Below are 25,532 nucleotides of genomic sequence, written 5' to 3'. Positions count from 1 at the left end.
ACTCGGACCTCAAGGCTTCGCTTTTTCCGCAGACCGGTGAGAGTAGCCTCAGGCCGCTTCCATAGTGGTGAAGTTCAGCAGGCGCGGCACGTCCAGGACCACCATCAACTGCCCGTTCAGGCGGTAGATGCCGGTGGACACCTCCCGCCAGCGCGGATCGAGCGTCGCCGGGTTGCGCTCGAAGTCGTCGTTGGACAGGCTCAGCACCTCGCCGACGCTGTCGACCATCAGGCTGTACAACTCGCCGCGCAGGTCGACCACGATGGACATGCCCGGCTTGTCCTTCGGGCGCGACGTCAGGCCGAGCCGCAGGCGGACATCGATGGCGGTGACGATGCGGCCGCGCAGGTTCAGCGATCCGGCGACCTCCGGCGGGGCGAGCGGGATGCGGGTGATCCGCTGATGCCCGAGCACGTCCTGGACCTGGAGGACCGGGATGCCGAACAGCTGGTCGGCAATCGTCATGGTCACATAGTCCTGGTTGCCGCCGGAGACGATCTCGTCGCCCTTGGCCTTCTTGGTCGTGGTGGGCAGCTTGGCGTTGCTCATGCGGCACCTTTCTGCTCGGACAGCGTCTGCTGCAGCGCGTACAGCAGCGCGTCACGGTCGAACTTGGCGACATAGTCGGTGAAGCCAGCCTGGCGTCCGCGGTCGAGGTCGCGCGGGCTGGCGTGGCTGGACAGGGCGACCATCGGGATCGCGCTCCAGCGGCCGCCCTGGCGGACCGCCTCGGCGAAGTCGAAGCCGCTCATGCCCGGCATCTCGATGTCCGACACGATGACGTCGAAGTCCTCGCCCGACTCGCACAGCGCCAGGGCTTCCGTGGCGTTCTCCACGGCCGTGACGTCGTAGCCGGCCACCGACAGCAGCGGGGTCAGCAGGTTGCGGAAGAAGGGGCTGTCGTCGACCAGCAGCACGCGCTGCTGCGACTTCTCCTCCTCGTAGCCCTCCGTGGAGGACGAGCCGAACCAGTCCTTGTAGGCCTGGGTCAGGAAGAAGCCGGCGTCGATGACGTCGGTCGCCTTGCCGGCGATGATCGCTGAGCCCATCATGCCCGGACGCTCGGCGGTCAGCTGGACCACCAGCCGCTCCTCCACGATGTCCACGATCTCGTCGACGATCAGGCCCATGCTGCGGTCGCCGTCGGCGAAGACCAGCACCGGCTGGCGCCCTTCGGTCTGGATGACGAAACCCGGATCGATGGGGACCAGCGGCATCAGCTTGCCGCGGTACTGGACGACCGGCAGGCCGTTGGAGGATTCGACCGAGCTGAGATCCACGTCTTCCAGGCGGGCGACCAGCGACAGCGGCACCGCCTTCGGCGCGCCGGCGCCGGCGCGGAACAGCAGCAGCGCCATCTTGTCCTCCTGGCGGGTCGCCTGGACCGAGGTGGCCTCCTTGCTGACATTCTCCCCCATGGCCATCTCGCCGGTCGCCGACGCGATGCCGTTGGGATCGAGGATCATGATCACCGAACCGTCGCCGAGGATCGTGTTGCCCGAGAACATCTCGATGTGGCGCAGGATCGGCGCCACCGGCTTCACGACGATTTCCTCGGTGTCGAACACGCGGTCGACCATGATGCCGAAGGTGTAGGTGCCGACCTGGGTGACGACGATGAAGGTCTCGTCGTCCTTCTTGTCCTTGCCTTCCTCGTCGTCGAGCCGCAGCAGCTGCTGGAGCGAGACCAGCGGCAGCAGGCGGTTGCGCAGGCGCAGGACCGGCGTGCCCTTCAGCCGCTCGATCGTATGCTCGCTGTCCGCGGCGGCGCGCACCAGCTCGACCACGCTGATCTGCGGGATGGCGAAGCGCTCGCCGGCGCACTCCACGATCAGGGCGGAAACGATGGCCAGCGTCAGCGGGATCTTGATGACGAAGGTCGAGCCCTTGCCCTGCTGGGACTTGATCTCGATCGTGCCGCCGATCTTCTCGATGTTGGTCTTGACCACGTCCATGCCGACGCCGCGGCCGGACACATTGGTGACCTTCGCGGCGGTCGAGAAGCCCGGCTTCATGATGAACTGGATGATCTGCTGGTCCGACATCGTCGCCAGCTCACCCTCGGTCGCCAGGCCGTTCTGGATCGCCTTCTGCTTGATCTTGTCGATCGCCAGGCCTTTGCCGTCGTCCTGGATCTCGATGATGATGTGGCCGCCTTCGTGATAGGCGTTCAGCGTGATGCGGCCGGTCTCCGACTTGCCGGAGCGCAGGCGCTCCGCCGGGGTTTCCAGGCCGTGATCCGCCGAGTTGCGCACCATGTGCGTCAGCGGGTCCTTGATCAGCTCCAGCACCTGGCGGTCCAGCTCGGTGTCGGCGCCGAGCATCTGGAGGTCGATCTTCTTCGCCAGTTCGTGCGCAAGGTCGCGGACCAGGCGCGGCAGCTTGGCCCAGGCGTTGCCGATGGGCTGCATGCGCGTCTTCATGACGCCTTCCTGCAGCTCCGACGTCACGTGGTTCAGGCGTTGCAGCGGGGCGGCGAACTCGCTCTCCTTCTGGGACCGCAGGATCTGCAGCAGCTGGTTGCGCGTCAGCACCAGCTCCGAGACCATGGTCATCAGGTTTTCGAGCAGGTCCACGTTCACGCGGATGGTCTGCGCGGCGACCGCCGATTCCTTGGCGGCGGCTTCGGTGCCGGCCGGCCCGTTGTCCACGGCGGCGGCCGGTGCCGGGACCTTGGCGGCGGGCGCGGGTTCCGGGTCCGGAACCACGAGGTCGTGGGACGGCGCCGGCTCCTCCGCGGGCTCCGGCGCGACCGGGGCCAGCGCGGTGCTGGTCGGACCCGGCGTGGCGTTCCAGAGCGCCTCAAGCTCGTCGAGCGTGACGTTGCCGGAGGACGACGGGATCGGCAACTCCGCGGCGGCGACGGCCGGGGCCGTGGGCTCGGGCGCCGGGGCGGGCTTCGCCGCGGGGGAGCCGCCGCCCAGCTTGCCTTCGGCGCACAGGTTCAGGCGCTCGATCAGCGGCAGGTCGTCGCCGGGCGGCTCGGCCTCGGTGGCCTCCAGCACGGCGAGCAGGCTCTTGATGGTGTCCAGCGCCTGCAGGATCAGCGACACCGCTTCCGGGGTGATGGTCAGTTCCCCGTCGCGGAACTTGCCCAGCACGTTTTCCGACGCGTGGGCCACCTTCTCCAGGCGCGGCAGGCCGAGGAAGCCGCAGGTGCCCTTGATGGTGTGGACGAGTCGGAAGATATTCGACAGCAGTTCCGGATTGTTGGGATTCTGCTCCAGACGGACCAGTTCCACGTCGAGAACGGACAGGTTTTCGTTGGTTTCCGTCAGGAATTCAGAGAGCAGATCATCCATGTCGCGATCCCCAAGCCCTCAATGATGGTCCGATTCCGGCCGGCCGTCCGGGCTAGCGGCTTGCACAAAGCCGCCGGTACGGGCCATTCCAGCTACCCGGGGAGCGTGTCAAACACTGATTAAGAGAACCTTACCTCTTTCGATACCACCCCGGCGGTCCGGTTGCGAAAGGCCGCCCTCGTTTCCATAGTCACAGCCGGGCGCACGTCGCCCGACCTTGGAAGGCGGGAGAGCGCAGGCATGACTGATGAGGACGCAGCGCAGGCGGTGCGCGCGGCGGTGGCCACGCTGAACGAGGCGATGGCCGCCGCGGCCCGGCGCAGCATCGCCGTGGAACTGCGCACCACGGCGCACCAGACCGCCGAGGGGGTGGAGCGCATCGTCGCCGAGGCGCGCCTCTTCAAACGCCTTTAAAGCGGATTGCAATCCGCTTTGGACCGCGACCGCGGTCCCGGCCGCACGTGCGGCCGAAGCCCGGCCTCTCGCGGGAACTTCGTTCCCGCTGGCGGCAGGCGGATGCCACAGGCATCCGCTGAGAGCCGGCAAATGAGGCCATGTGAATCTAAGGCGAATGCAAATTCGCTTTAAGGAGCGCGCTCTTTACCACTCCACGGTGAAGACCAGAGTCTCCGGCCCGGACGGCGTGGCGGCGATGCGGTACCCGTCATCCTCGGCGAAGCGGCCGGTCATGTAGGCGTGGATGGTGCGCGGGGTCAGGTCCGCGGGCGCGACGCTGCCGTTCAGCGCCGCCTCCGCCTCCGGCTTCAGCGCGCCCGGCCGGCCGGTCGCGGTGATGGTGAAGCGGCCGGACTGCTCGTCGCCCGTCGCGGCGACGGCGATGGTGCCGCCGTGGGTCAGCGCCTCGTCGGCCAGGATGATGACGTTCAGCAGGGCCTTCGCAGCCCCCCGCTTGAAGGCGAGCTGGTCGTTCGGCACCCCCGCCGGCCAGTCCAGCCGCGTGCGCCCGCCCTCCAGCAGCCCCTGCGCGGAGGAGCGCGTGTCGGCGAAGCCCTTCTGCTCCCGCCCGGCGAGCCCGTAGGCGAGGCGGAACACGCGCAGGCGCCGGTCGGCCTGTCCCGACGAGTGCTCGATCAGCTTGATCGCCTCGCCCGCGAAGCCGCCGCCGGCCGGCTCGTCGTCCTCCATCTCCTCGATCAGTTCCAACCCGTTGCGGATGGCCCCGACCGGGCTGACGAGATCGTGGCAGATGCGGGAGGCGAGAAGCTCGATGACGCGGATGTCCAACGGCACGGACGGTCTCCAGACTTGTGTGACGGGCTTGAGTGGCAGGGCAGACGGGAACTGCGGACGAGAACTTCCGCAAAGCCCCCCGCATTCTGTAGCATCGGGATCGGAAGCATTCGTTTGTATCATCTCAACACGGCGAAGGGGAGAGAGGCCATGGATGATTCGCTGGTTCCCGGTGCCTGGGTTCGCCATCCCGGTCAGCCGGACTGGGGCCTGGGACAGGTGCAGTCGGCGATCGGCGACCGCGTCACGGTGAATTTCGAGCACGCCGGCAAGGTGCTGATCAACACGGCGGTGATCGCGCTCACCGTCACCGACCCCGGCGCGGAGTCTCCCGACGACACGGCGGGGGCACGCCGATGACGCACCGACGGGCGCACGGGCGGGGGATGGTCTGGATGGTCCCTGCCCTGCTGCTGGCCGCCGGGCCGGCGCTGGCCGACCCTGCCTCCGGCCCACCGCCCGACCCGGAGCACGGAAAGGCCCTGTTCCGCGCCTGCGCCCTGTGCCACACGCTGACGCCGGATGGCGGCAACCGCGCCGGGCCTACCTTGTGGGGCCTGTTCGGAAGGCCGGCCGGGTCGGTGCCCGGATACCGCTATTCCGACGCGCTGAAGAACAGCGGCATCGTCTGGGACGAGACGACCGTCTCGCGCCTGTTCGAGGCCGGGCCGGACACCGTCACGCCGGGCAGCAAGATGCCGCTGCAAACGATCCCCAGCCCATCCGACCGCGCCGACCTCCTCGCCTACTTGCGCGAGGTGACGACCCCGCCCTGACAGCCGGCATCGCCGGGGTTGAAGCCAAGCCCACGCCCGCCTATGGTCGTTGGAAAAGGGCGCCCGCGCGCCCCGCAACTCACCACGCACGGGGAGCGTCACCCATGAAGGCCATGGTGCTTGGATTCGCCGCCGCCGCTCTGATCGCTTTTGGCGCCTCGGTCGCCCTGAAGTCCGTGGACGACAGCTCGGCGCACCGCTACTCGGCCGCCTCCGTTCGTCTGTAAGACCGACCCGCCTCCAATTTTCGTAAAAGGTAAGGAAGCCCTTTCCGGGCGAACGGCCGCGCAGTATCATCAACCCCCGAGCGAGTAGTGGTCGCCGGATGGCTATCGGGTTGCGGTCGCGTCTGAAATGGGGAATGGGCGCGTTCGGCATTCTTCTGATCCTTGGCTTCAACGCCATGATCGGATACGACCTCCTGCGCGACCACCTGGACACCCTGCAATCGGCGCGCGACGACACGCAGAAGCTGTCGCTGGTCCTTGAACGTCGCGCCACCGACAGCTTCGCCGGCGTGGACAAGATCCTGGCGGGCCTGACGGAGGTCCTGTCCGTCAGGGACGACACCTTCCAGCGCGCCGATCCCGACATCCACGCGCTGCTGCGCCGCCAGACGACGCTGTCCCCGCTGACCCGGGCCATTCTCTTCATCAATGCCGACGGCCAGCTTCTCCACGACTCCGACACGCCGCAGCCGGCCAACCTGAACCTGTCCGACCGCGACTACTTCATCGCCCAGAAGGAACGCCGGACCACGGGAACCTACGTCGGCCTGCCGGTGCGCGGGCGCACGTCCGGAACCTGGTTCGTCAGCATGAGCCGGCGCTTCGAAACACCCGACGGACGGTTCGCCGGGGTGATCGTTGCCATCGTCGAGCCGATCGCCTTCCGGCGCTTCTACGAGACGCTGCGCCTTGGTCACGACGCCATCGTCACGCTGTTCCACGCCGACGGCCAGATCCTGGCGCGCCACCCCGGCCACGACGCGAACATCGGCCGGTCCGCGCTGAACAACCCGCTGTTCACCACCTACCTGAGGTCAGCGGCGGAGGGCACACGCGAATACCGGGCCCCGGGTGAGGAGCAGCCGCGCGTCCTCAGCTATCGCCGCTCGGCGGACTTCCCCATCGTCGTCGATGTCTCCGTCGCGCGCGAGGCGGTGCTGGCTCCATGGCGCAAGAAGGCGTTCAACGCGGTGCTGGTGCTGGCCGCCGGCAACGGCATGCTCGCCCTGCTGATCCTGCTGCTGGTGCGCGGAATCGGCCAGCGCGAGCGCATGCTGGCCGACCTGCAAGCCAACGAACGCGCCCTGCGGGCGAGCCAGAGCCGCCTGATCGCCGACATCGCCGCCCGCCACCGCGTGGAGGCGGAATTGATCGCCGCCAAACAGGCTTCCGACGACGCGAACCAGGCGAAGACTCAGTTCCTCGCCAACATGAGCCACGAGCTGCGGACCCCGCTGAACGCCATCATCGGCTTTTCCGAGGCGCTGCTGACCGGGATCTTCGGGCCGATGGCGCCGCGCCAAACTGACTATGTCGGCGACATCCGGCGTTCCGGCCTGCATCTGCTCAGCCTGATCAACGACATCCTCGACACCACCAAGATCGAGTGTGGCAAGTACAGCCTGCACGAGGAAAGCCTGTCGGTCCGTGACCTCGCCCTGCACGGCCTGCGGCAGATCGAGCCCCTGGCCGAGGAGAAGGGCATCGCCCTGGCCCTTCAGGTCCCGTCGACGCTTCCACGCCTGTGGGCCGACGAACGGGCCATCACCCAAGTGCTCCTGAATCTTCTGTCGAACGCCGTGAAGTTCACCCCGGCGGGCGCCCGGACGTCGCTGTCGGCCTTCCTGACGGCGGACGGCGCGTTGCGGCTTCAGGTGGCAGACACCGGCATCGGCATCCCGGCCGCGGACCTCCAGCGCGTGTTGGAACCGTTCCAGCAGGTGGAGAACGTCCACACCCGGCGTTACCCCGGAACTGGCCTCGGCTTGCCGCTGGTGAAATCGCTGGTGGAGTTGCACGGCGGCAGTTTCATGCTGGAGAGCGAAGCCGGCAAGGGCACCACCGCCACGGTCACCCTCCCCGCCTTCCGCGTGCGCGCCCAGTCGCCGACGGGCGCAACCGTGGCGGCACCGTAGGTTGGGTGGAGCCGACGGCGCAACCCAACAGCGTCGCAATGCTGACCAAGTTGGGTTCCGCTGGCGCTCCACCCAACCTACGAATTGGCTACGATCCCGCCCTCGTCCGTGCCATTTGGTCGGCCGTCTGCATCGCGGCGATCAGGCTGGAGGCGCCGGCTTTGCCCGTGCCGGCGATGTCCAGCGCGGTGCCGTGGTCGGGCGACGTGCGGACGAAGGGCAGCCCCAGCGTGATGTTGACCCCGGTGTCGAAGTCGATGGTCTTCAGCGGGATCAGCGCCTGGTCGTGGTACATGCACAGCGCCGCGTCGAACCCGCCGCGCGCCGCCGCGTGGAACAACGTGTCGGACGGGCGCGGGCCAACGGCGTCGATGCCTTCCGCGCGCAGGGCCGCGACGGCCGGCGCGATGATCTCGATCTCCTCCCGCCCCATGCTGCCGTCCTCGCCGGCGTGGGGGTTCAGCGCCGCCACGGCCAGACGCGGCCGCTCGATGCCGAAGTCGCGGGCAAGGCCCGCCGCGGTGACACGCCCGGCGTGGATGATGGCCGCCGTCGTCAGCTGGTTCACCGCGTCGCGAAGCGACACGTGGATGGTCACCGGCACCACGCGCAGGTCGCGCGCGGCCAGCATCATCACCGGCTCGTCCGCCAGCCCGGCGAGGTGCGCCAGATATTCGGTATGGCCCGGGTGGCGGAAGCCGGCGGCGTAGAGCGCCGACTTCTGGATCGGATTGGTAACGACCGCCGCGGCCTCGCCGCTGCGCACCAGCGCGACCGCCCGGTCGATGCTGGCGATCACCGCCGCCCCGTTGACCGGGTCGGGACGGCCGGGCTCGACCGGCGCGGCGAGCGCCTGGGGCAGCACCGGCAAGGCATTGGCGAACACGCCGCCAGCCTCGGCCGCGGAGGACACGGCGCGGACCGGGACGTCCAGCCCGATGCGCGCGGCCAGCCGCGTCAGCCGGTCCGGATCATCCAGCAGGACGAAGGGGGGAACGGCCTCGGCGACGCGCGCCGCCCAGGCCTTCAGGACGATGTCGCCGCCGATTCCGGCCGGCTCGCCCATGGTGACGGCGAGCGGCGGCCGGACTGCGGAGCCGGTCATCAGACCCGGAACTCCACGAATGCGGAGCGGCGCAGGTCGCGCAGGTAGCGGCGGGACAGCAGGTCCGCGCGCTCGTTGATCAGGTCGCGCTCGATCTCCTCGCGCGGCGGCATCTTGATGTCCTTCGGATCGACCGGCGGCGGGGGCGGGGGCGGCGGGGCCGGGGCGGCGACCTGCTGCGGCTCCGGCTCGGGCGGCGGCGCGATCATCGGCATGTCGCGCTTGCAGACGATCAGGATGACGGCGCCGCCCGGGCTCATCAACACGGGGCTGGGCTGCCCGACCGGGATGGCGACGACCAGCTGCTGCAGGCCGGGCGGCAGGTCCTTGGCGCGCAGCGTGCCCATGTCGCCCGATTCCGGAATGCCGGTGGCCTTGGCCTTCGCCTCGAAGTCGGCGCAGCTCTTGATCGACTTGCGGAGCTTCTCGGCCTCGGCCTTGACCGCGGCCAGCTGCTCCTTGCCCTGCCCCTGCACCGGCAGGACGATCTGCTTCATGTTGACCTTGGTCTTGGCAAGGTCGGGCTTCGGCTGGGCGCGCGGCCGCGGCGGGGGCGGCGGGGCCGCGGCCTCGCTGGCGCCACCGGTGGCGGTGGCGCTGCTGCCGAAGGCGCGTTGGTCGCGCACCAGCAGGACGTGATAGCCGGTCGCCGTGCGCACCGGGGCCGACATCTGGCCCGGCCGCATGGTGGTCAGCACCTTGTCCATCTCGGGGTTCAGCTCGCCGGAGCGGACCCAGCCCATGTCGCCGCCCGCGGCGGCGCCGGCCGACTGCGAGAACTGGCGGGCCAGCGCCGCGAAGTTGCCGCCGCGCCGCACCTCCTCGACCAGACGGTCGGCGGTGCGGTGCACCTCGTCCTCCTGGTCGGGGCTGTCGACGGCCAGGAAAATCTCCGCCACCAGATATTCCGGCTTGCCGATGTTGGCCTTGATGCGCTGCATCACGGCATCGACTTCCTCGTCGCCGACCACGATCTCCTGGCGGATGCGGCGCTGCATCACCTTCTGCCAGGCGAGCAGGGCGCGCACCTGCTCCTTCAGCGTCGACACCGGCACGCCCTGGTTCTTCAGCAGCGCGTCCAGCTGCGGGCGGCCCATGCGGTTCTGGTCGGCGATGCGCTTGATCGCGTCGTCGATCTCCGCCTGCGGCACCGTCACGCCGAGGCGCTTGGCCTCCTGGATCTGGAGGCGTTCGTCCACCAGCTGGCGCAGGATCTGCGGGGTCAGGCGCTGTCGTGTCTCCGTCGTGTCCTGCACCCCGGCGTTCAGCAGCGCCAGGCGGATACGGGCGTAGACGTCGGACAGGGAAATGACCTCGTCATTGACCACCGCGGCGATCCGTTCGGCCGGAGCCGGCGCGCCGGCGGGAGCGTTGGTGACCTTCCCGGCCGGGGCCTTCGCCGCCTGCGCAAGGGCGGACGACGCGGGGACGGCGGCAAGAAGGGCACAAGCGGTCGCCGCGGCGAAGGCTGACCGGACGGCTCGCAAACTCGACATGGTGCTCCAGCTCCAGAGGTGGTTGCCGTTTAATACGGCCCGACCACGCGCGTGTAAACGGAATCGTGGACGCGAGAGTGGAACGGAATTGTGGCCAAAGACGGGGCGCCCGCCCCGCCGCCCCGACTTTTCCCTGCGCCGCCTCGAGTCGGAAGGCCGGCCTCAGCCGTCTTCCAGATGCAACAGCGCGGCGATGCCCAGCAGCAGGCTGACCGCCGCCGGGCTCCAGGCCGCCATGGCCAGCGGGATCGTTTCCGAAATGCCGAAGGTGCGGATGACGTCGGACGCCACGAACAGCACAAATCCGGTCAGCACGCCGCCGGTCACCATGGCCATGGTCCCGCCCCGGCGCGGCAGCCGCAGGGAGAAGGCGGCGGCGAACAGCACCATCGCGACGTAAAGAAGCGGCTGTGACAACAGCGACTGGTAGTGCAGCCGGTGCCGCGTCGCCGGGAATCCGGTCGCCTCCAGCGTCTGGATGAAGCGCGGCAGCTGCCAGAAGGAAATCGTCTCGGGCGAGGCGAAGCTCTCCTCGATGGTCGCCCGGTCCAGCTCCGTCGGGACGGTGTAGGTCGGGACCGTCTCCGATTCCTTCTTGCCCTCGTTGATCGTGGCGCTCTTCAACTCCAGCTGGCGGGCCTGCAGCACGGCGGTCGGCGCGTCCACGCGGCCGAGGTACTTCATGTCGCCGTCGAAGCGCAGGACGATCACCTGCGACATTTCGAAGGTCTGTGGGTTGATCAGGTCCGCGTGGATGAAATACTGCTCCCGCTCGCCCTGCTGGCGCAGCCACAAGCCGCTGCGCGACACGTCGAAGCTGCTGGCGCGAAGCTTCAGGTAACGGTCCTGCATCTGGTTGTACTTGGCGATGAAGACCGCGCCGACCGGGTTGATCAACGTCACCTTCACGGCACCGATCAGCGCCGCGGCGATCAGCACAGGCATCAGGAACTGCCACGCCGATACGCCGACCGCACGCGCCACCACCAGCTCCGCGCTGCGCGTCAGCCGCCAGAAAGTGAACATGCCGCTGAACAGGATCACGAAGGGGAAGATCTGCTGCCCGATCTCCGGCAGCTTCATCAGGGCCATTTCGACGATCAGGCCCAGCGTGATGTCCGGCTTGCTGCCGGCGCGGCGCAGCAGCTCCACGACGTCGAGCAGCAGGATGATCGACAACAGGATCAGCAGCAGCAGTACGAACCAAGTGACGAACTGGCGCCCGATGTAGCGCGACAGCGTGGCGGATGAGTACATGGCGCCGGCCTCCCCGGCCGATGAACGGGCGAATGGCGCCCCGGCCGGTGCGATGACCGCGGCGCCGCCGGGGCTATGTACTGCGGACCGGCGCAGGAAACAACTGGCCCGCGCCTTGACAGGGCGCCTGGGAAGGTCTTTATCGCAAGGAGGTTGCTGATCGATCCCACCCTTCCCGGCGCGGGCCAGATGTTCTGGGCGCCGGGCGTTCCAGCCGAGAGGACTCGATGAAGTTCGCCTTTGCCAAGCCGTCGCTCCCCAAATCCGGCACCGTCGCCGTCACCGTTGCCAACGAGCGGACGCTCGGCGCCGCCGGCCAGGATCTGGACCAGAAGACCGGCGGAGCGCTGACCCGCGCCATGAAGGCGAGCCGGTTCACCGGCAAGAAGGAGGAGACGCTCGCCATCCTCGCCCCCGCCGGTGTCGAGCTGGACCGCATCCTGCTGGTCGGGCTGGGCAAGCCGGAGGAGGTGGGCGACGCCGCCCTCCAGGCCGCCGGCGGCGCCCTGGTCGCGGCACTCGACAAGTCGGGCGAGAGCGAGGTGTCCGTGCTGCTCGACCTGCCGGCCGGCGCCGGCGTCGTCCCGGCCGACGCGGCGGCGGAACTGGCCTTCGGCGGCCGCCTGCGCTCCTACAAGTTCGACAAGTACCGCACGACCGAGAAGAAGGATGCCAAGCCGTCCCTGAAGCGGGTCAACGTGCTGACCGCCGACGCCGACGCCGCCAAGCGCGCCTACGGCCGGCTGGAGGGGCTGGCCGACTCCGTCGCCTTCACCCGCGACCTGGTGTCGGAGCCCGCCAACGTCCTGCACCCCGAAAGTCTGGCGGAGCGCTGCAAGGACCTGGCCGAGGTCGGCGTCGAGGTCGAGGTGCTCGACCTCAAGAAGCTGAAGAAGCTCGGCATGGGCGCGCTGATCGGCGTCGCCCAGGGCAGCGCCTACGAGCCGCGCGTCGTCGTCATGCGCTGGAACGGCGCCCCGGACGCGGAGGACCGCCGCCCCGTCGCGTTCATCGGCAAGGGCGTCACCTTCGACACCGGCGGCATCTCCATCAAGCCGGCGGCCGGCATGGAGGACATGAAGTGGGACATGGGCGGTGCGGCCGTGGTCATCGGCACCATGCGCGCGCTGGCCGCCCGTAAGGCGAAGGTGAACGCGGTTGGCATCGTCGGCCTTGTGGAGAACATGCCGTCCGGCACCGCGCAGCGGCCCGGTGACGTCGTCACTTCCATGTCCGGCCAGACCATCGAGGTCATCAACACCGACGCGGAGGGGCGCCTCGTCCTGGCCGACTGCCTGTGGTACGCGCAGGAGAGCTTCAAGCCGCGCCTGATGGTCGACCTCGCCACCCTGACCGGCGCCGTCATCATCGCGCTGGGCCACGAGCACGCTGGCCTGTTCGCCACCGACGACGCGCTGGCCGACGGGCTGCTGGCCGCCGGCACGGCGGTGGGCGAGCCGCTGTGGCGCCTGCCCATGGGCGACGCCTACGACAAGGACATCAACTCCGACATCGCCGACATGAAGAACGTCGGGTCGGGCCGCGGGGCCGGCAGCATCATCGGCGCGCAGTTCCTGAAGCGCTTCGTCAACGACGTGCCCTGGGCGCACATCGACATCGCCGGCGTCGCTTGGTCGAAGAAGGACAGCGCCACGGTGCCGAAGGGCGGCACGGGCTTCGGCGTGCGCCTGCTCGACCGCTTCGTGGCCGATCATCACGAAGGCTGAGGTTGTCGTTGACCGAGATCCGCTTCTACCACCTCCAGCGGCGCACGCTCGAACAGGCGTTGCCGAAAATCCTGGAGAAGGTGATCGAGCGCAGTTGGCGGGCCGTCGTGCTCGCCGGCTCGCCCGAGCGGGTGGACGCGCTCAACCAACATCTCTGGACCTACGACCCTGCCTCCTTCCTGCCGCACGGCAGCGCCCGCGACGGATTCGCCGAACGGCAGCCAGTCTGGCTGACCGCGGAGGACGAAAACCCCAACGGCGCCACCGTGCTGGTCCTGGTCGACGGCGTCACCAGCGAACGGCTGGGCTCCTACGACCTCGTCTGCGACCTGTTCGACGGCAACGACGAGGAGGCGGTCCTGGCCGCGCGCGACCGCTGGAAGGCCTGCAAGGCCGCCGGCCACGGGCTGACCTACTGGCAACAGAACGACCGCGGCGGCTGGGAAAAGCGCGCCTGAGCGCCACCGCATCCACACCACCGACCGTTGCATCAGCGGATTGTTTTCGCGCGAGCCGACAAACTGGTTGCAATGCGCGGCATTTATGGTGACCTTAAGGTAATCCTTTCCGAAGGATTAACCTTCCCGGATCCAGGCTATTCCCTCCCCGCCGCCCGCCGGCACCGGAGGACCGGCCCGGCGACGTCGAGGGACAGTGGAACGGCACCGGGCTTCCGCGGGACAACGACAGCGCCTTCATGACACGCAGCATCGACCAGAGCCTCGCGCGGGAAATCAAGGATGCCGCCATCCTGATCGTCGACGACAACCATTCGAACGTCGAGCTGCTGCGCGAAATCCTGAAGCACGACGGCTACACCGGCGTCCGGGGGGAAACCGACCCGCGCGTGGTCCCCGCCCTGTGCGAGGCCGAACGATTCGACTTGCTGCTGATCGACATCCGCATGCCGCACATGAGCGGGTTCGAGCTGATGGAGCGGGTGCGGGCCATCCACGCCGACGACTACGTCCCGGTGCTGGTCCTGACCGCCCACACCGACCAGGAGACCCGGCGCAAGTCGCTGGAACTGGGCGCCAACGACTTCCTGACCAAGCCCTTCATCGCGTGGGAGCTGCTGCACCGCGTCCGCAACATGCTGGACATCCGCATGCTCTACCGCCGCGCCGCCGAGGAGAACCGGGAGCTGGAACGGCGGGTAACGGAACGCACCGCCGAATTGAGCGCGGCGCTCGACGCCGCCCGCCAAGCCGACCGCGCGAAGCTCGATTTCCTGTCGGTGATGAGCCACGAGCTGCGCACGCCGCTGAACTCCATCATCGGATTCGCCGAGGTGCTCGCCAAGGACGGGCAGGACCGGCTCGGCGAGCGCGACAGCCAGGAATACGTCACGCTGATCGAGGAGAGCGGTAAGGCCCTGCTCACCATGGTCAACAAGATCCTCGACTACACGCGCGCCTCGACCGGCGGCATCGAGCTGTCGGAGTCGGACATCGACCTGCCCCACCTTCTGGACAGCTGCCTCTCACTGCTCGCCCCCAAGGCGCAGGCAAAGAGTGTCGCGCTGTCGGTCGATTCGCTGCCGCAAGGCGGCCCACCCACCTCCAGATCGCCCGTCACCCTGCGTGCGGACGACCGCCGCCTGCGCGAGATGCTGATGGGCGTGCTCGACAACGCGGTGAAGTTCAGCCACCCCGGCGGGCGGGTCGGCGCCCGCATCGAGCGGCGCGCCGACGCGGTCGCCATCATCGTGTCCGACGACGGCCCGGGCATTCCGCCGGACATCGCCGGCCGCATCTTCAGCCCCTTCACCCAGGCCGAACGCTCGCTGGTCCGCAAGCACGAGGGAATCGGGCTCGGCCTGCCCATCGTGCGCCGCTTCGCGGAGCTTCACGGCGGTGCGGTGGTCCTCGACAGCACGCCCGGCCAAGGCACCACCGTCACCATCCTGCTGCCTGCCTCACGCCTCGTGGCGCCCGCCGCCTAATCGCACACGTCGTCCGCGGTGATGACCTGCAGGTCCGTGTCCGGCATGCCCTCCCCGTCGTCCGTGTAGATCGGCTGGTCGATCAGCACGATCACGCGGAAGCCGTCCATGGGAACGACGCTCATGCGCCGTTGCAGCACGGTGCGCCGGCAGGCGACGGCCCGGTCCTTGTAGGACAGCGACAGCACATCGCTGTTGCCGTTCAGCATGGACAGCGCGTAGCGCTCCATCATCTCAAGCGAGAGGCCGTCCAGCCGGCGCAGGATCGACGTCCCGACCAGATCGAGCCGGTGCTGCCGCAGCCAGCCCTCCAGGAGCGGGGAGATGGTGTGGACGATCATGCCCGGCGTGTAGAGCGTGCATTTCTCCCCCATGCTCCGGACCATGGCCTGGATGCCGACGAAGGTCGGGTGCTGCCGGTAATGGCCGGTGAGCATGTCGCGCAAGAGGGCCTGTTCGCGCGGGCTCGGAATGTTCATTCCGGATTCCCAGCGCCCAACCACCTCCTCCGTTGTCGCCATCATGATGGCGAACTGCGCCGGGGTGACCCCGTGCAATTCACGCAGCGCGCGGACGATGTGCGGCCATTCATGCGCCTCCATGGCGCTGGTCTCCTTTCCAAAGGCATACCAGCATAACCACTTTCGGGCCGGATCAGGATTCTCAAAGAGGAGTGACGGCCCGTGTTACTCGAAAGAAACAGGCCTGTGTCGCATTTTTACAGCCCAGGGATCGCCGACGCGCTCTTTCTGCGCCTTCCAGGCGGAGAAAAGCTGTTCGGAAACGCCGAATCGGGAACGGGACGGCCGGCACAGCCGTTTCAAGGCGGAAACAAGCAGCCCCCCTCCCGCGGTGGGAAGAGGGGCTGTCTGGACGAACGATTTATTTGGACGAACGATTCAAGGGCTATCCAGCGCCGCGCGCATCCCGCGCCCGCCGGAAAAAGCCTTCTTCACTCCCACTCGATCGTGCCGGGCGGCTTCGAGGTGATGTCGTAGACGACGCGGTTGACGCCGCGCACCTCGTTGACGATGCGGTTCGACACGCGCGCCAGGAAGTCGTGCGGGAACGGGTACCAGTCGGCGGTCATGCCGTCGGTGGAGGTCACCGCGCGCAGCGCCAGGACGTGGTCATACGTACGCCCGTCGCCCATCACGCCCACGGTGCGCACCGGCAGCAGCACCGCGAAGGCCTGCCAGATCGCGTCGTAGAGGCCGGCGTTGCGGATTTCCTCCAGGTAGACCGTGTCGGCCTTGCGCAGGATGTCCAGCTTCTCCGGGGTGATCTCGCCGGGCACGCGGATGGCCAGGCCCGGGCCGGGGAACGGGTGGCGGCCGATGAAGGCGGGCGGCAGGCCAAGCTCGCGGCCGAGCGCGCGGACCTCGTCCTTGAACAGCTCGCGCAGCGGCTCCACCAGCTTCAGCTTCATGCGCTCCGGCAGGCCGCCGACGTTGTGGTGCGACTTGATGGTGACCGACGGGCCGCCGGTGAAGGACACGCTCTCGATCACGTCGGGGTACAGCGTGCCCTGGGCCAGGAACTCCGCCCCGCCGACCTTGGCGCTCTCCTCGTCGAACACCTCGATGAACAGGCCGCCGATGATCTTGCGCTTCTGCTCCGGGTCGGTGACGCCGGCCAGCTTGCCCAGGAACAGGTCCGACGCCTTCCGGTGGACCAGCGGGATGTTGTAGTGGTCGCGGAACAGGGTCACGACCTCGTCCGCCTCGCCGGCGCGCATCAGGCCGGTGTCGACGAAGATGCAGGTCAGCTGGTCGCCGATGGCCTCGTGGATCAGCACGGCCGCGACCGAGGAATCGACGCCGCCGGACAGGCCGCAGATCACCTTCCCCTTGCCGACCTGGGCGCGGATCTTTTCGATGGCCTGCTGCTTGAAGGCGGCCATGGTCCAATCGCCCTTCAGGCCGGCGACGCGGTGCACGAAATTCGCCAGCAGCTGCGCGCCGTGCGGGGTGTGCACGACCTCCGGGTGGAACTGCACGCCGTAGAACTGGCGGGCGTCGTCGGCGATGGCCGCGAAGGGCGCGCCGTCGCTGACCGCCACCGCCTGGAAGCCGTCGGGCAGAGCGGTGACGCGGTCGCCGTGGCTCATCCACACCTGCTCGCGCGCACCCACGTCCCACAGCCCGTCGAACAGCGCGCAGGTCTGCTTCACCTCGATGAAGGCGCGCCCGAACTCCCGGTGGTCGGAGCCGGAGACGGTGCCGCCCAGTTGGTGGCACATGGTCTGCTGGCCATAGCAGATGCCCAGCACCGGGACGCCCAGGGTGAAGACCGCTTCCGGCGCGCGCGGCCCGTTCTCCTCGGTGACCGAGGCCGGGCTGCCCGACAGGATGATGGCCTTGGGCGCGTAGTCGCGGATCCGATCCTCGCTCATGCTGAAGGGATGGATCTCGCAGTACACGCCGGACTCGCGGACGCGGCGGGCGATGAGCTGGGTCACCTGAGACCCGAAATCGAGGATGAGAACGCGCTCGGCGGACATGGAGACAACCTGATGCGGGGGATCAAGCCCCTGACTACCGCATTTCAGGCCCTGCGGACAAGCGTGCAAGAGGCGTCAAATCCTGCCAACCATAGGCGATTTCCACCAGATCGGCCCCGGCGAACTTGATCGGCCGCTCCGCGACCCGCACGCCGCCCAGCCTTTCGTAGAACCAGCGCGACGGGTTGTCGCGCAGGCACCAGACCACGGCGTTGCGCTTGCCGCCCTCCAGCAGCCGTTCGGCCATGTGGGCCATCAGCCGCCGGCCGATTCCCTGGCCCTTCGCCTCCTCCAACAGGTAGAGCGCGTAGAATTCCCCCTCATACCCTTCCACGGGCACCCGGCGCCCGCCGTAGGTGGCGAATCCGACGACCTTGTCCATGTCGTCGACCACGACCAGGGCGCCCTGCCCCTTGCCGTGCGCCTGCACCGCGTTGTGCCAGCGCATGGCGGCGGCGGCCTCCGACAAGTTCACGAGGTAGGTGTCCGGCACCAGCCCTGGGTAGGTTTCCCGCCAACTGGCGACATGGACCTTGGCAATCCCCACGGCGTCCGACGGACGCGCATCCCGAATCACCATCCCCTCGCCCATCGAGCGCCCCCGCACCATTGTCCTCTCTGGAGAAGTGGGAGCGCGGGGCGGATCCGTCCAGTTGGCCGTCCGCGATAGGCGGTTGGGGCGGTCGATGGCCGGATGACACGACGCAAGCCAGCACTAAAATGAATATTGCTCAAGCTTCGGTGCAGCCCTTTGGATAGTTAGCTAACTACGCAATATCAATGACTTACTAATACTATGGGTATTCACTGTACGGAACAACGATCCAGTGTATGGACAGAAGCGAAGAAGAGTGCCCAATGGTCAACAGCGCGATCGGTTCTTCGCTCGTCACATCCGCCACCGGCTATTGGAAGCCCGCGACGCCCGGAACATCCGCTGGCACTTCCGCATCAACGGCTATCGGCAACCATGTCCGCACCGAAGCCGTGTCGGTGAGCAAGCTTGGGCAGGCTTTGAACGGCGCCGCGGCCGACCTGTTCAAGCACCTCGACAGCAAGGCCCGCGGGACGTTGGAAGGCCTTGTCAATAGTGGGCAGATCAGCGCCGATGAGGTAGTGACCGGCCTGAAGTCGCTTGCGACCCAGGCAACCTTCAACCGCTACGTCGCGGAACGCCCCCACGACGATGAGGACAGGCAGAAGCTGGCGGACACCGAAGCTGCCTGGCAGAAGCTGCAGGCCTACGGCAGCCGCATGTCCGGCGCCTTGTCCGAGATTGGGCGGAAGACGTCGGACATCCAGGAGGCCCAGCAACACGGCGACATCACCATGGACGAGATGGCAGAGCGCCTTCGCCCCGTCCAGGATGCGTTCAAGTCGCAGATCGCCGAGGCCGAAGCCGCCTACGGACGGCCTTCCGACCAGACGGACGTTCTGACCGACGCCAGCGGCTTCACGAAGAACGTCAAGGGATTCCAGGCGGCCATGTCATCCCTGGGACCGGACAGCGGCTTTCTCGCGCCATTCTCGCCGGAGGGAAACGCCGCCGAGGAGAAGCTCCAGAAACTTGGCTTCGACGCCAAAGTCTTTGGAAACGCCCTTCAATCCTTCGCGGCGAGCGTCGACATTCCCGGAATCGGGCGCGGTGACGGCTGGTCGGAACCGACCGGCAACGCCGAGCCGACAGCCGCGCCCACGGAACCCTCCGAAACGGCCTCTGGGGCGGCCACTGGGGCGGCCACAACGACTGCCGCTTCGCCGGCCCAGAAGCCAGCCGCCGCCGCCACCACCGCGGGCAATGCTGGAAACGCGCAGGCCGCGCTGTCCATGCTGCAATCCGCTCTCGGCTCAAGCACGCAGAAGGCTGAAAGCGGCAACACCCCGGGGGCGTTCGCGGGGGTGGCCGCTGCAAACGCCGATTTGACCGATGGGCTGCTGAACGCCCTGAAAGCCGGGACCGGCCCCACACGGATCGACAAGACGACAGCGGACTGACCTGGGCGGATCGGCCCCGCCACTCACACCCTCCGGCAGACCACCTCGGTCGGAAGGATGCGCTGCTCCTCCAGGTTCCGGACCTGGTTGCGCGCCATGTCGCGGAAGTCGGGTCCGAGGAGCAGGTGAAAGCCAATCGGCGGCGGTCCTTCGCTCGCCAGCCGGTCGCGCAGGGACTGGAACCAGGCGCGGCCGTCCGCGCTGGTGTCGCGCCAGCCGACGACCTCCAGCCCGCTGTCGGCCAGCAGCCCGCGAAGCTCGTCCGGCGTGGCGAGGAAGCTGGTGGCGGGATCGCGCGCCCAGGGGACGGGAAAGTGCACCGTCCCGCCCGGCCCCTGCAGCAGGTCGTACAGGCCGAACAGGCCGCCGGGCTTTAGCACCCGCGCGATCTCGGCGTAGAGCCTCGGCTTGTCGGCGATGTTCATCGCCACATGCTGCGTGTAGACCCGGTCGAAGCTGGCCGCCGCGAACGGCATGTCGAGCGCGGAGCCCTGCCGGTACTCGACCACGCCGCCCAGCCCGACCCGGTCCGCCAGGACCGTCGCCGTGCGGCAATACTCGTCGGTGAGGTCGATCCCGACGATTCGGCAGCCGTGGACGTCCGCAAGCCGACGGCTGGGTCCGCCGAGCCCGCTGCCGACGTCCAGCACCGTCAGGGCCGCCTCCAGCCCCAGCGCCCGCCCCAGCTCGTCGGTGGCTTCGCGCCCGCGGATGTGGAACTCGTCGATGGGGGCGAGGTCATCGGGGCGCAGGCGGTCGATGTCCTTCCCCGCCCGCTCCAGCGCGCCGAGGATGTCCGACGCCAGATCCCGGCGCCCGTAGTGCTCGGCGACCTGCTGCTCGATGGACATGAACCGACCTCCCTCGCTGTGGGCTCCGCTTCCGGCGGTTGCACCACAGTATCGGGATTGCCGGACCGCGTCACGGCTCCGTTGCAGCCGCCTCCGCCCCGTCCACGCCTTCCGAAGCCGCCTCCGCCGGAGCTTCCTCGGCCTTGCGCACCATCACCGCGGCGAAGAAGCCGTCGGTGTCGTGGCGGGCCGGGGTCAGGCGCAGGTAGGGGCCCTCGGCCGGCGGGGTGCCCGCCTCCTCCTCCGCCCAGACATCGGCGACCGGCATCACGGTGAAGTCCGGGTGCGTCTCCAGGAAGGCGGCGATCTGCTTCTCGTTTTCCTCCGGCAGCATGGAGCAGGTGGCGTAGACCAGCCGCCCGCCCGGCTTCACGAGGCGCGACGCGCTGTCCAGGATGTTCGCCTGCAAAGGGAGCAACTGGTCGAGGCCCGGGCCGAGCTGGCGCCAGCGGCTGTCGGGGTTGCGGCGCCATGTGCCGGTGCCGCTGCACGGGGCATCCACCAGCACGCGGTCGAACTTGCGCTTGTGGCGCTTCACCCAGGGGTCGCGCTCGCTGGTCAGCGGGTGCGCCTCGATGTTGTGCAGGCCGGCGCGGCGGAACCGCTCGGCGGCGCGCTTCAGGCGGCCGGCCAGCACGTCGCAGGCCACGACGCGGCCCTTGTTCTTCATCAGCGCGGCGATGGCCAGCGTCTTGCCGCCGGCCCCGGCGCAGAAGTCCACCACCTGCTGCCCGGGCTTCGGCGCGACGGCCAGCGCGACGAGCTGCGAGCCCTCGTCCTGGATCTCGACCAGCCCTTCCTTGAAGGCGTCCACGGTGCCCAGCGGCGGGCGCCCCTGCACGCGCAGGCCCAGCGGCGACCAGCGCGTCGGCTCCGCCGTGATGCGGGCGCGGGCCAGCGCCTTGGTGGCGCTCTCACGGTTGGCCTTCACCGGGTTGATGCGCAGGTCGAGCGGCGCCGGGTCAAGCAGCGTCTTCATCTCCACCGCGAAACGGTCGCCCAGCGCTTCCCGCATGGGCGCCTCCGCCCAGGGCGGGCACTCCACTTGCACGCTCTCCGGCATCTGCGGATGCTCCAGCGTGTGGGTGTCCAACTCGTTGGCGAGCTTCGCCTCCTCCGGCGCCAGCGCGTCCGGCGCGAACTTGGTGGAGCCGAACAGCGCCTTCACCGCCGACGCCGCCTTGCCCTCCGCCAGGATCTCGTTGGCCAGCGCGCGGGCGCGCGGGGTCGGCGGGTGGCCCAGCCGCTCCAGCCACCAGGTCAGGCGCGCGTGCCGGCGCAGGATCGCGTAGGCCGTCTGCGCCACCGCAGTGCGGTCCTTGGACCCGATGTAGCGGCGGGCGCGGAAATAGGCGCTCATCACCGCGTCGGCGGGGCGCGGGGTTTCGTCGATCTCGGTCAGCAGGTCGATGACCGCCTGAAGGCGGGCGGCGGGAGTCATGGCTTGGGTCCTTGAGGGAACAGGGTCGGGCGCGGGAAATGGGGAACGCCCGCTCATGTATGGGTCGATAACCCGGATGACCACCCCTTGTCACCCCCCGCTGACGCGCCCCTGCCCACCCGAGTCGTTTTGCCCGCCGGCCATTCACCCCGGGCCTGTGACAAGACGGCCGGCTTTTGCTTGGCATCGCGAAGACCTGTTGACCGAAATCCCGTAAAGAGGCAAAAAAGAGGTAGAGGCGTCCGGCCTTGCCGTCTTGGTCGCGGCAAGTTCTGCCTTCCCTCCTCTTTGGCGAATTCAGAAAACTCTGTACGGGGTCCGCGATGGCGGCTGCGGTCGGCAGTGTCATGGCGCGCGTGCCTGCGCGCGTCTCCACCCTTCTTGCGCTCGGGCTCCTGGCGGCCTGCGCCGGCACCACGCCGTCCGGCACCGGGCCGGTCGCGACAGGCACGCCCGCGCCGCGCCCGGGGCTGGAGAAGGTCTCCGCCGACTTCCGCGCCCTGCCCGGCTGGACCGACGACGACCACGCCCAGGCCCTGCCCGCCCTCCAGCGCACCTGCCGCTGGGTGGACGCGCAACCCTCCGACCGGCCGCTCGGCCCCAACCCCGCGGCCGGCACCACCGCCGACTGGCGGCCGATCTGCGCGGCGCTGCGCACCCTGCCCGACGGCGCCCCGGAGACGGCGCGCCGCTTCTTCGAGGAAAACTTCACGCCCGTGTCCCTGTCCGCGGGGCAGGAGGGCCTGTTCACCGGCTATTACGAGGTGGAACTGCGCGGCAGCTGGACCCGCACCGATCGCTACAACGTCCCCATCTACCGCACGCCCAAGCGCAGCAAGCGCGGCATCCCGTCCCGCGCCCGCATCGTGGACGGCGCGCTGAAGGGCAAGGGGCTGGAGATCCTGTGGGTGGATGACCCCATCGACGCCTTCTTCCTGGAAATCCAGGGCTCCGGCCGCGTCCGGATGACCGACGGCTCGGTGGTGGCGCTGGGCTACGCCGGGCAGAACGGCCACGGCTATTTCCCCATCGGCAAGCACCTGATCGACATCGGCTTCTGCACGGCGGAGCAGGTGACCATGCCACTGATCCGCCGCTGGCTGAACGAGCATCCGGCCGAGGCCAAGCGGGTGATGAACCTGAACCCCTCCTACGTGTTCTTCCAACTGCGCCCCAACATCGGCGCGCGGGGCGCCCGGAACATGGAACTGACCGGCGGGCGCAGCCTTGCGGTCGACGCCGGCTACATCCCGCTCGGCGTGCCGCTGTGGCTGGAGCTGCGCGACGCCCCGGTGCCCAACGGCGAGATCAAGCGCCTCGTCGTCGCCCAGGACACCGGCGGCGCCATCAAGGGCCCGGTGCGCGGCGACCTGTTCTGGGGCCACGGGGCGGAGGCCGAGGAAGGGGCCGGCGTCATGAAGGCCCGTGGGCGCTACACCATGCTCGCCCCGCGCAACGCCTCCTTCCTGCTGGCCCAGCGCCGCTGAGGAGAGACACCGTTGGAGTTGGTCCGCCTGCCCAGCATGCCCGACCGGGCGGCCGCCCTGGCCGCGCTGGAGGAGATCTTCTTCCTCTCCACCCTGCGGACGAATTTCGCGTCGCCGGAGGATCGCGCAGCCTTCTTCCGCACCTGGACCGGCTGGTACGTGGAGAGCGCGCCGGACGACGTCTGGTTCGCAGTCGATAGCGACGGCACCATCCTCGGCTATCTAACCGGATGCAAGGACAGCGCCGGGGCAACCGACCTCGCCCGCATCATCCCGAAATACGAGGTCTTCGCCGACCGCTTCGCGGCCTTCCCCGCGCACCTGCACGTCAACGTTCGGCCCGGTCACCGCGACCGCGGCGTCGGCCGTATTCTGGTTGACCACTTCGCCGAGGATTGCCGGGCCGACGGGCTGCCCGGCGTCCACCTTGTCACCGGGGTCTTCGCCCGCAACGTCGCCTTCTATCAGCGCGCCGGCTTCATCGAGGCGACCCAGCGCGGTCCGCTGTTGTTCCTTGGGCGCCGCCTGCGCTGAGCCACGATGCGCCTACTGCGACAGCTTCACTTCGCTGAAGTGGATGACCGGTTCGATGTCCGTATAGTTCGGGATGTCGCCCTGAAGCTGGGCCGCGTTCGGAAGGAAGGCCTCGTAAAAGGCGTCCGCCGTATCGAACAGAAACGAACAGGACGCGACGAAAGCCGGCGCCGATCCGGGAAGCGCACCACTGATCCCATGCTCCACGGTGACGCCACGCACCCCCGGGCCCAGCTTCTCGATGGCCATTGGCATGTGGGTGCTTACGTAATAATCGATGTCGAAACGAGCGCCGTCCTTGTTCGGGTATTGGATGGTAATCTTGATCATTTTTACAGCTCTCCTTAAGGGTGAACAAACATCGTTCAGAATGCGCCTGCACAGCCACCCGCCTTCAGAACACGTTTCAACGACGGCGGATTGTTGACAAGCTTTTCGGCTGGACGGATCGGACGGCGCGCAAGCTCTCCGCCGCAATTCGTGCAGGGTCCCTTCAGCGCGTTGTCCTTGCATGGGATGCAGGAGGTGCAGTCGAAGGAACAGGTGTAGGCATCAATCGCGTCCGACAGCAGGTCCCGTTGGCAGCACTTGCAATTCGGACGCAGGGCACGCATCGTTGCGCTCCGCAGTGGTGGTGGACCGATCCTAGCGAACGCAACCTGCACTGAAAAGCCGGTTGTGTGCCCGCAGAATGCAGCCTTCCCAAGCCAGCACCCGAAGCTCTAAAACGAACTTCCGTTCGTTTTAGATTCAAATGGCCTCACTCGCCGGCCGGGCTTCGGACGCATAGGCGTCCGGGCCCGCTGTCGCGGTCCAAAGCGGATCGAAATCCGCTTTAGGGTCCGCGCGCGGCCGGTGTGCCGCATATGCCTGGGAAGTGCCTCTGCCATGAACCGCCCGCCGCGCCTGATCGAAAGCTTGCAGAACCCGCAGTTCAAGCTGTGGGAATCGCTGCTGGAAAGCCGCGGCTTGAAGAAACAAGGCAAGTTCCTGCTGGCCGGCCTGAAGACCGTGCCGGAGGCGCTGGCCCGCTGGCCCGAACGCTTTTCAACGGTTCTGTTCGCCGACCCGACCCAGATCGACGGCTGGAGCCTTCCCGCGCACATCGATCCGGTGCAGCTCGCCCCCGCGCTGTTCCGCACGCTGGACGCGTCGGGGACCGGCTTTCCGCTGCTGGTCGGCGGGGTCCCTGAGATGCCGCTGGTCGACCTGTCGCAGCCGCCGCATGGCCTGGAGCTGGTCTGCGCGCTCGGCGATCCGAACAACCTCGGCGCCCTGCTGCGCAGCGCCGCCGCCTTCAACGCACGGCGCGTGATCCTGCTGGAGGGGGCCGCCCACCCCTTCCACCCCAAATGCCTGCGCGCCGCCTCCAACGCACAGTTCGAATTGACCCTGCTGCGCGGCGGTCGCTGGGATGATCTGAAGGGAGCCGTCGGCCCGATGGTCGCGCTGGACGCCGGCGGCGCGGACATGGCCGCCTTCCCCTGGCCACGCGACGTCCGTCTGGTGCTGGGGGAGGAAGGCCAGGGCATCCCCGACGACCTGCCGGTCCGACGCCTGTCCATCCCGACCACCGGCGCCGTGGAATCGCTGAACGCCACGGTCGCGGCGAGCGTGGCGCTGTTCAGCTACTTCACATCGATCAGGTAAAGATGTTGGGTTTCGCTATCGCTCCACCCAACCTACGAAGCACGAGCCGCGTAGGTTGGGTGGAGCGCA

At 68.4% G+C, this 25,532-nt stretch carries 25 protein-coding genes; 12 read left to right on the top strand and 13 right to left on the bottom strand.

Going from position 1 to position 25,532, the window contains the following annotated elements; all coding sequences use genetic code 11:
* Positions 1–48: 48 nt before the first annotated feature.
* Both M2351_RS37935 and M2351_RS37930 read right to left on the bottom strand, forming a co-directional pair.
* Positions 49–549 (bottom strand): chemotaxis protein CheW, encoded by a 501-nt coding sequence (locus M2351_RS37935; RefSeq protein WP_264661148.1) that lies wholly within the window; start codon positions 547–549, stop codon positions 49–51.
* Positions 546–3,302: a hybrid sensor histidine kinase/response regulator gene (locus M2351_RS37930; protein ID WP_264661147.1), complete on the bottom strand. Its 2,757-nt coding sequence runs from the start codon at positions 3,300–3,302 to the stop codon at positions 546–548. The genes M2351_RS37935 and M2351_RS37930 overlap by 4 nt, the downstream gene beginning before the upstream one ends.
* A gap of 240 nt (positions 3,303–3,542) precedes the next feature.
* Between M2351_RS37930 and M2351_RS37925 the strand changes: the two genes are divergently transcribed.
* A complete protein-coding gene (locus M2351_RS37925) occupies positions 3,543–3,716 on the top strand; it encodes a hypothetical protein (RefSeq protein WP_264661146.1) in 174 nt (57 codons plus the stop codon).
* A 186-nt stretch (positions 3,717–3,902) separates the two neighbouring features.
* On the opposite strand, the gene M2351_RS37920 is transcribed toward M2351_RS37925, so the two are convergent.
* The gene (locus tag M2351_RS37920) at positions 3,903–4,553 is read right to left on the bottom strand and encodes a histidine phosphotransferase family protein (protein ID WP_264661145.1); all 651 of its coding nucleotides are present in this window, start codon (positions 4,551–4,553) and stop codon (positions 3,903–3,905) included.
* 150 nt (positions 4,554–4,703) lie between these two features.
* On the opposite strand from M2351_RS37920, the gene M2351_RS37915 reads away from it, so the two are divergent.
* The 4 genes from M2351_RS37915 (at position 4,704) to M2351_RS37900 (ending at position 7,472) form a co-directional block, all read left to right on the top strand.
* Entirely contained in the window at positions 4,704–4,913 is a 210-nt protein-coding gene (locus tag M2351_RS37915) for a DUF3553 domain-containing protein (protein WP_264661144.1), read from the top strand.
* 35 nt (positions 4,914–4,948) lie between these two features.
* Complete coding sequence (locus tag M2351_RS37910; RefSeq protein ID WP_264661143.1) at positions 4,949–5,329, top strand: c-type cytochrome; 381 nt, start codon at positions 4,949–4,951, stop codon at positions 5,327–5,329.
* Positions 5,330–5,433: 104 nt separating this feature from the next.
* A complete protein-coding gene (locus M2351_RS37905) occupies positions 5,434–5,556 on the top strand; it encodes a hypothetical protein (RefSeq protein WP_264661142.1) in 123 nt (40 codons plus the stop codon).
* A 134-nt stretch (positions 5,557–5,690) separates the two neighbouring features.
* Entirely contained in the window at positions 5,691–7,472 is a 1,782-nt protein-coding gene (locus M2351_RS37900) for a sensor histidine kinase (RefSeq protein ID WP_264661141.1), read from the top strand.
* A gap of 88 nt (positions 7,473–7,560) precedes the next feature.
* On the opposite strand, the gene pdxA is transcribed toward M2351_RS37900, so the two are convergent.
* The 3 genes from pdxA to lptG all read right to left on the bottom strand — a co-directional run bounded on the left by pdxA (position 7,561) and on the right by lptG (position 11,330).
* Positions 7,561–8,577 carry a 4-hydroxythreonine-4-phosphate dehydrogenase PdxA gene (gene pdxA, locus M2351_RS37895; protein WP_264661140.1) on the bottom strand — a complete coding sequence of 339 codons (1,017 nt, stop codon included), beginning with the start codon at positions 8,575–8,577 and terminating at the stop codon, positions 7,561–7,563.
* Positions 8,577–10,073: a peptidylprolyl isomerase gene (locus M2351_RS37890; RefSeq protein ID WP_264661139.1), complete on the bottom strand. Its 1,497-nt coding sequence runs from the start codon at positions 10,071–10,073 to the stop codon at positions 8,577–8,579. The genes pdxA and M2351_RS37890 overlap by 1 nt, the downstream gene beginning before the upstream one ends.
* Before the next feature lie 162 nt (positions 10,074–10,235).
* On the bottom strand, positions 10,236–11,330 hold the full coding sequence (gene lptG, locus M2351_RS37885) for an LPS export ABC transporter permease LptG (protein ID WP_264661138.1): 1,095 nt from the start codon (positions 11,328–11,330) through the stop codon (positions 10,236–10,238).
* 227 nt (positions 11,331–11,557) lie between these two features.
* Between lptG and M2351_RS37880 the strand changes: the two genes are divergently transcribed.
* The 3 genes from M2351_RS37880 to M2351_RS37870 all read left to right on the top strand — a co-directional run bounded on the left by M2351_RS37880 (position 11,558) and on the right by M2351_RS37870 (position 15,002).
* Entirely contained in the window at positions 11,558–13,057 is a 1,500-nt protein-coding gene (locus M2351_RS37880; protein ID WP_264661137.1) for a leucyl aminopeptidase, read from the top strand.
* Between the two features lie 8 nt (positions 13,058–13,065).
* Positions 13,066–13,515, top strand: a complete 450-nt coding sequence (locus tag M2351_RS37875; RefSeq protein ID WP_264661136.1) for a DNA polymerase III subunit chi — start codon at positions 13,066–13,068, stop codon at positions 13,513–13,515.
* A gap of 239 nt (positions 13,516–13,754) precedes the next feature.
* Positions 13,755–15,002 (top strand): ATP-binding response regulator, encoded by a 1,248-nt coding sequence (locus M2351_RS37870; RefSeq protein WP_264661135.1) that lies wholly within the window; start codon positions 13,755–13,757, stop codon positions 15,000–15,002.
* On the opposite strand, the gene M2351_RS37865 is transcribed toward M2351_RS37870, so the two are convergent.
* The 3 genes from M2351_RS37865 to M2351_RS37855 all read right to left on the bottom strand — a co-directional run bounded on the left by M2351_RS37865 (position 14,999) and on the right by M2351_RS37855 (position 18,085).
* Entirely contained in the window at positions 14,999–15,604 is a 606-nt protein-coding gene (locus tag M2351_RS37865) for a helix-turn-helix domain-containing protein (RefSeq protein ID WP_264661134.1), read from the bottom strand. The genes M2351_RS37870 and M2351_RS37865 overlap by 4 nt on opposite strands.
* Before the next feature lie 350 nt (positions 15,605–15,954).
* Complete coding sequence (gene guaA / locus M2351_RS37860; RefSeq protein ID WP_264661133.1) at positions 15,955–17,505, bottom strand: glutamine-hydrolyzing GMP synthase; 1,551 nt, start codon at positions 17,503–17,505, stop codon at positions 15,955–15,957.
* Between the two features lie 34 nt (positions 17,506–17,539).
* On the bottom strand, positions 17,540–18,085 hold the full coding sequence (locus M2351_RS37855) for a GNAT family N-acetyltransferase (protein WP_264661132.1): 546 nt from the start codon (positions 18,083–18,085) through the stop codon (positions 17,540–17,542).
* 278 nt (positions 18,086–18,363) lie between these two features.
* Between M2351_RS37855 and M2351_RS37850 the strand changes: the two genes are divergently transcribed.
* The gene (locus M2351_RS37850; RefSeq protein ID WP_264661131.1) at positions 18,364–19,500 is read left to right on the top strand and encodes a hypothetical protein; all 1,137 of its coding nucleotides are present in this window, start codon (positions 18,364–18,366) and stop codon (positions 19,498–19,500) included.
* A gap of 23 nt (positions 19,501–19,523) precedes the next feature.
* Here M2351_RS37850 and M2351_RS37845 read toward each other — a convergent pair whose 3' ends face one another.
* Both M2351_RS37845 and M2351_RS37840 read right to left on the bottom strand, forming a co-directional pair.
* Positions 19,524–20,351 (bottom strand): class I SAM-dependent methyltransferase, encoded by an 828-nt coding sequence (locus M2351_RS37845; protein WP_264661130.1) that lies wholly within the window; start codon positions 20,349–20,351, stop codon positions 19,524–19,526.
* A 70-nt stretch (positions 20,352–20,421) separates the two neighbouring features.
* The gene (locus M2351_RS37840; RefSeq protein ID WP_264661129.1) at positions 20,422–21,792 is read right to left on the bottom strand and encodes an RsmB/NOP family class I SAM-dependent RNA methyltransferase; all 1,371 of its coding nucleotides are present in this window, start codon (positions 21,790–21,792) and stop codon (positions 20,422–20,424) included.
* 323 nt (positions 21,793–22,115) lie between these two features.
* Here M2351_RS37840 and mltA point away from each other — a divergent pair, with 323 nt between their 5' ends.
* Complete coding sequence (gene mltA / locus M2351_RS37835; protein ID WP_264661128.1) at positions 22,116–23,279, top strand: murein transglycosylase A; 1,164 nt, start codon at positions 22,116–22,118, stop codon at positions 23,277–23,279.
* Between the two features lie 12 nt (positions 23,280–23,291).
* A complete protein-coding gene (locus tag M2351_RS37830) occupies positions 23,292–23,813 on the top strand; it encodes a GNAT family N-acetyltransferase (RefSeq protein WP_264661127.1) in 522 nt (173 codons plus the stop codon).
* 12 nt (positions 23,814–23,825) lie between these two features.
* On the opposite strand, the gene M2351_RS37825 is transcribed toward M2351_RS37830, so the two are convergent.
* On the bottom strand, positions 23,826–24,143 hold the full coding sequence (locus M2351_RS37825; protein ID WP_264661126.1) for an EthD family reductase: 318 nt from the start codon (positions 24,141–24,143) through the stop codon (positions 23,826–23,828).
* Positions 24,144–24,178: 35 nt separating this feature from the next.
* The gene (locus M2351_RS37820) at positions 24,179–24,427 is read right to left on the bottom strand and encodes a DUF1272 domain-containing protein (RefSeq protein ID WP_264661125.1); all 249 of its coding nucleotides are present in this window, start codon (positions 24,425–24,427) and stop codon (positions 24,179–24,181) included.
* A 274-nt stretch (positions 24,428–24,701) separates the two neighbouring features.
* Between M2351_RS37820 and M2351_RS37815 the strand changes: the two genes are divergently transcribed.
* Positions 24,702–25,463, top strand: a complete 762-nt coding sequence (locus M2351_RS37815; RefSeq protein ID WP_264661124.1) for a TrmH family RNA methyltransferase — start codon at positions 24,702–24,704, stop codon at positions 25,461–25,463.
* Positions 25,464–25,532 lie beyond the last annotated feature (69 nt).

Origin of the sequence: Azospirillum canadense (genome assembly GCF_025961225.1) — a bacterium.
In the GTDB taxonomy this organism is placed as follows: Bacteria; Pseudomonadota; Alphaproteobacteria; order Azospirillales; family Azospirillaceae; genus Azospirillum; species Azospirillum canadense.
Note: the sequence above shows the minus strand (reverse complement) of the source record. Positions and strands in the feature narration are given on the sequence as shown.

What these genes read in the sequence shown, in the direction of transcription:
- M2351_RS37935 (WP_264661148.1), bottom strand. Translation starts at nt 549, where the DNA reads ATGAGCAACGCCAAGCTGCCCACCACGACCAAGAAGGCCAAGGGCGAC.
- M2351_RS37930 (WP_264661147.1), bottom strand. Translation starts at nt 3,302, where the DNA reads ATGGATGATCTGCTCTCTGAATTCCTGACGGAAACCAACGAAAACCTG.
- M2351_RS37925 (WP_264661146.1), top strand. Translation starts at nt 3,543, where the DNA reads ATGACTGATGAGGACGCAGCGCAGGCGGTGCGCGCGGCGGTGGCCACG.
- M2351_RS37915 (WP_264661144.1), top strand. Translation starts at nt 4,704, where the DNA reads ATGGATGATTCGCTGGTTCCCGGTGCCTGGGTTCGCCATCCCGGTCAG.
- M2351_RS37910 (WP_264661143.1), top strand. Translation starts at nt 4,949, where the DNA reads ATGGTCCCTGCCCTGCTGCTGGCCGCCGGGCCGGCGCTGGCCGACCCT.
- M2351_RS37905 (WP_264661142.1), top strand. Translation starts at nt 5,434, where the DNA reads ATGAAGGCCATGGTGCTTGGATTCGCCGCCGCCGCTCTGATCGCTTTT.
- M2351_RS37900 (WP_264661141.1), top strand. Translation starts at nt 5,691, where the DNA reads ATGGGCGCGTTCGGCATTCTTCTGATCCTTGGCTTCAACGCCATGATC.
- pdxA (WP_264661140.1), bottom strand. Translation starts at nt 8,577, where the DNA reads ATGACCGGCTCCGCAGTCCGGCCGCCGCTCGCCGTCACCATGGGCGAG.
- M2351_RS37890 (WP_264661139.1), bottom strand. Translation starts at nt 10,073, where the DNA reads ATGTCGAGTTTGCGAGCCGTCCGGTCAGCCTTCGCCGCGGCGACCGCT.
- lptG (WP_264661138.1), bottom strand. Translation starts at nt 11,330, where the DNA reads ATGTACTCATCCGCCACGCTGTCGCGCTACATCGGGCGCCAGTTCGTC.
- M2351_RS37880 (WP_264661137.1), top strand. Translation starts at nt 11,558, where the DNA reads ATGAAGTTCGCCTTTGCCAAGCCGTCGCTCCCCAAATCCGGCACCGTC.
- M2351_RS37870 (WP_264661135.1), top strand. Translation starts at nt 13,755, where the DNA reads ATGACACGCAGCATCGACCAGAGCCTCGCGCGGGAAATCAAGGATGCC.
- M2351_RS37865 (WP_264661134.1), bottom strand. Translation starts at nt 15,604, where the DNA reads ATGGAGGCGCATGAATGGCCGCACATCGTCCGCGCGCTGCGTGAATTG.
- guaA (WP_264661133.1), bottom strand. Translation starts at nt 17,505, where the DNA reads ATGTCCGCCGAGCGCGTTCTCATCCTCGATTTCGGGTCTCAGGTGACC.
- M2351_RS37855 (WP_264661132.1), bottom strand. Translation starts at nt 18,085, where the DNA reads ATGGTGATTCGGGATGCGCGTCCGTCGGACGCCGTGGGGATTGCCAAG.
- M2351_RS37850 (WP_264661131.1), top strand. Translation starts at nt 18,364, where the DNA reads ATGGTCAACAGCGCGATCGGTTCTTCGCTCGTCACATCCGCCACCGGC.
- M2351_RS37845 (WP_264661130.1), bottom strand. Translation starts at nt 20,351, where the DNA reads ATGTCCATCGAGCAGCAGGTCGCCGAGCACTACGGGCGCCGGGATCTG.
- M2351_RS37840 (WP_264661129.1), bottom strand. Translation starts at nt 21,792, where the DNA reads ATGACTCCCGCCGCCCGCCTTCAGGCGGTCATCGACCTGCTGACCGAG.
- mltA (WP_264661128.1), top strand. Translation starts at nt 22,116, where the DNA reads ATGGCGGCTGCGGTCGGCAGTGTCATGGCGCGCGTGCCTGCGCGCGTC.
- M2351_RS37825 (WP_264661126.1), bottom strand. Translation starts at nt 24,143, where the DNA reads ATGATCAAGATTACCATCCAATACCCGAACAAGGACGGCGCTCGTTTC.
- M2351_RS37820 (WP_264661125.1), bottom strand. Translation starts at nt 24,427, where the DNA reads ATGCGTGCCCTGCGTCCGAATTGCAAGTGCTGCCAACGGGACCTGCTG.
- M2351_RS37815 (WP_264661124.1), top strand. Translation starts at nt 24,702, where the DNA reads ATGAACCGCCCGCCGCGCCTGATCGAAAGCTTGCAGAACCCGCAGTTC.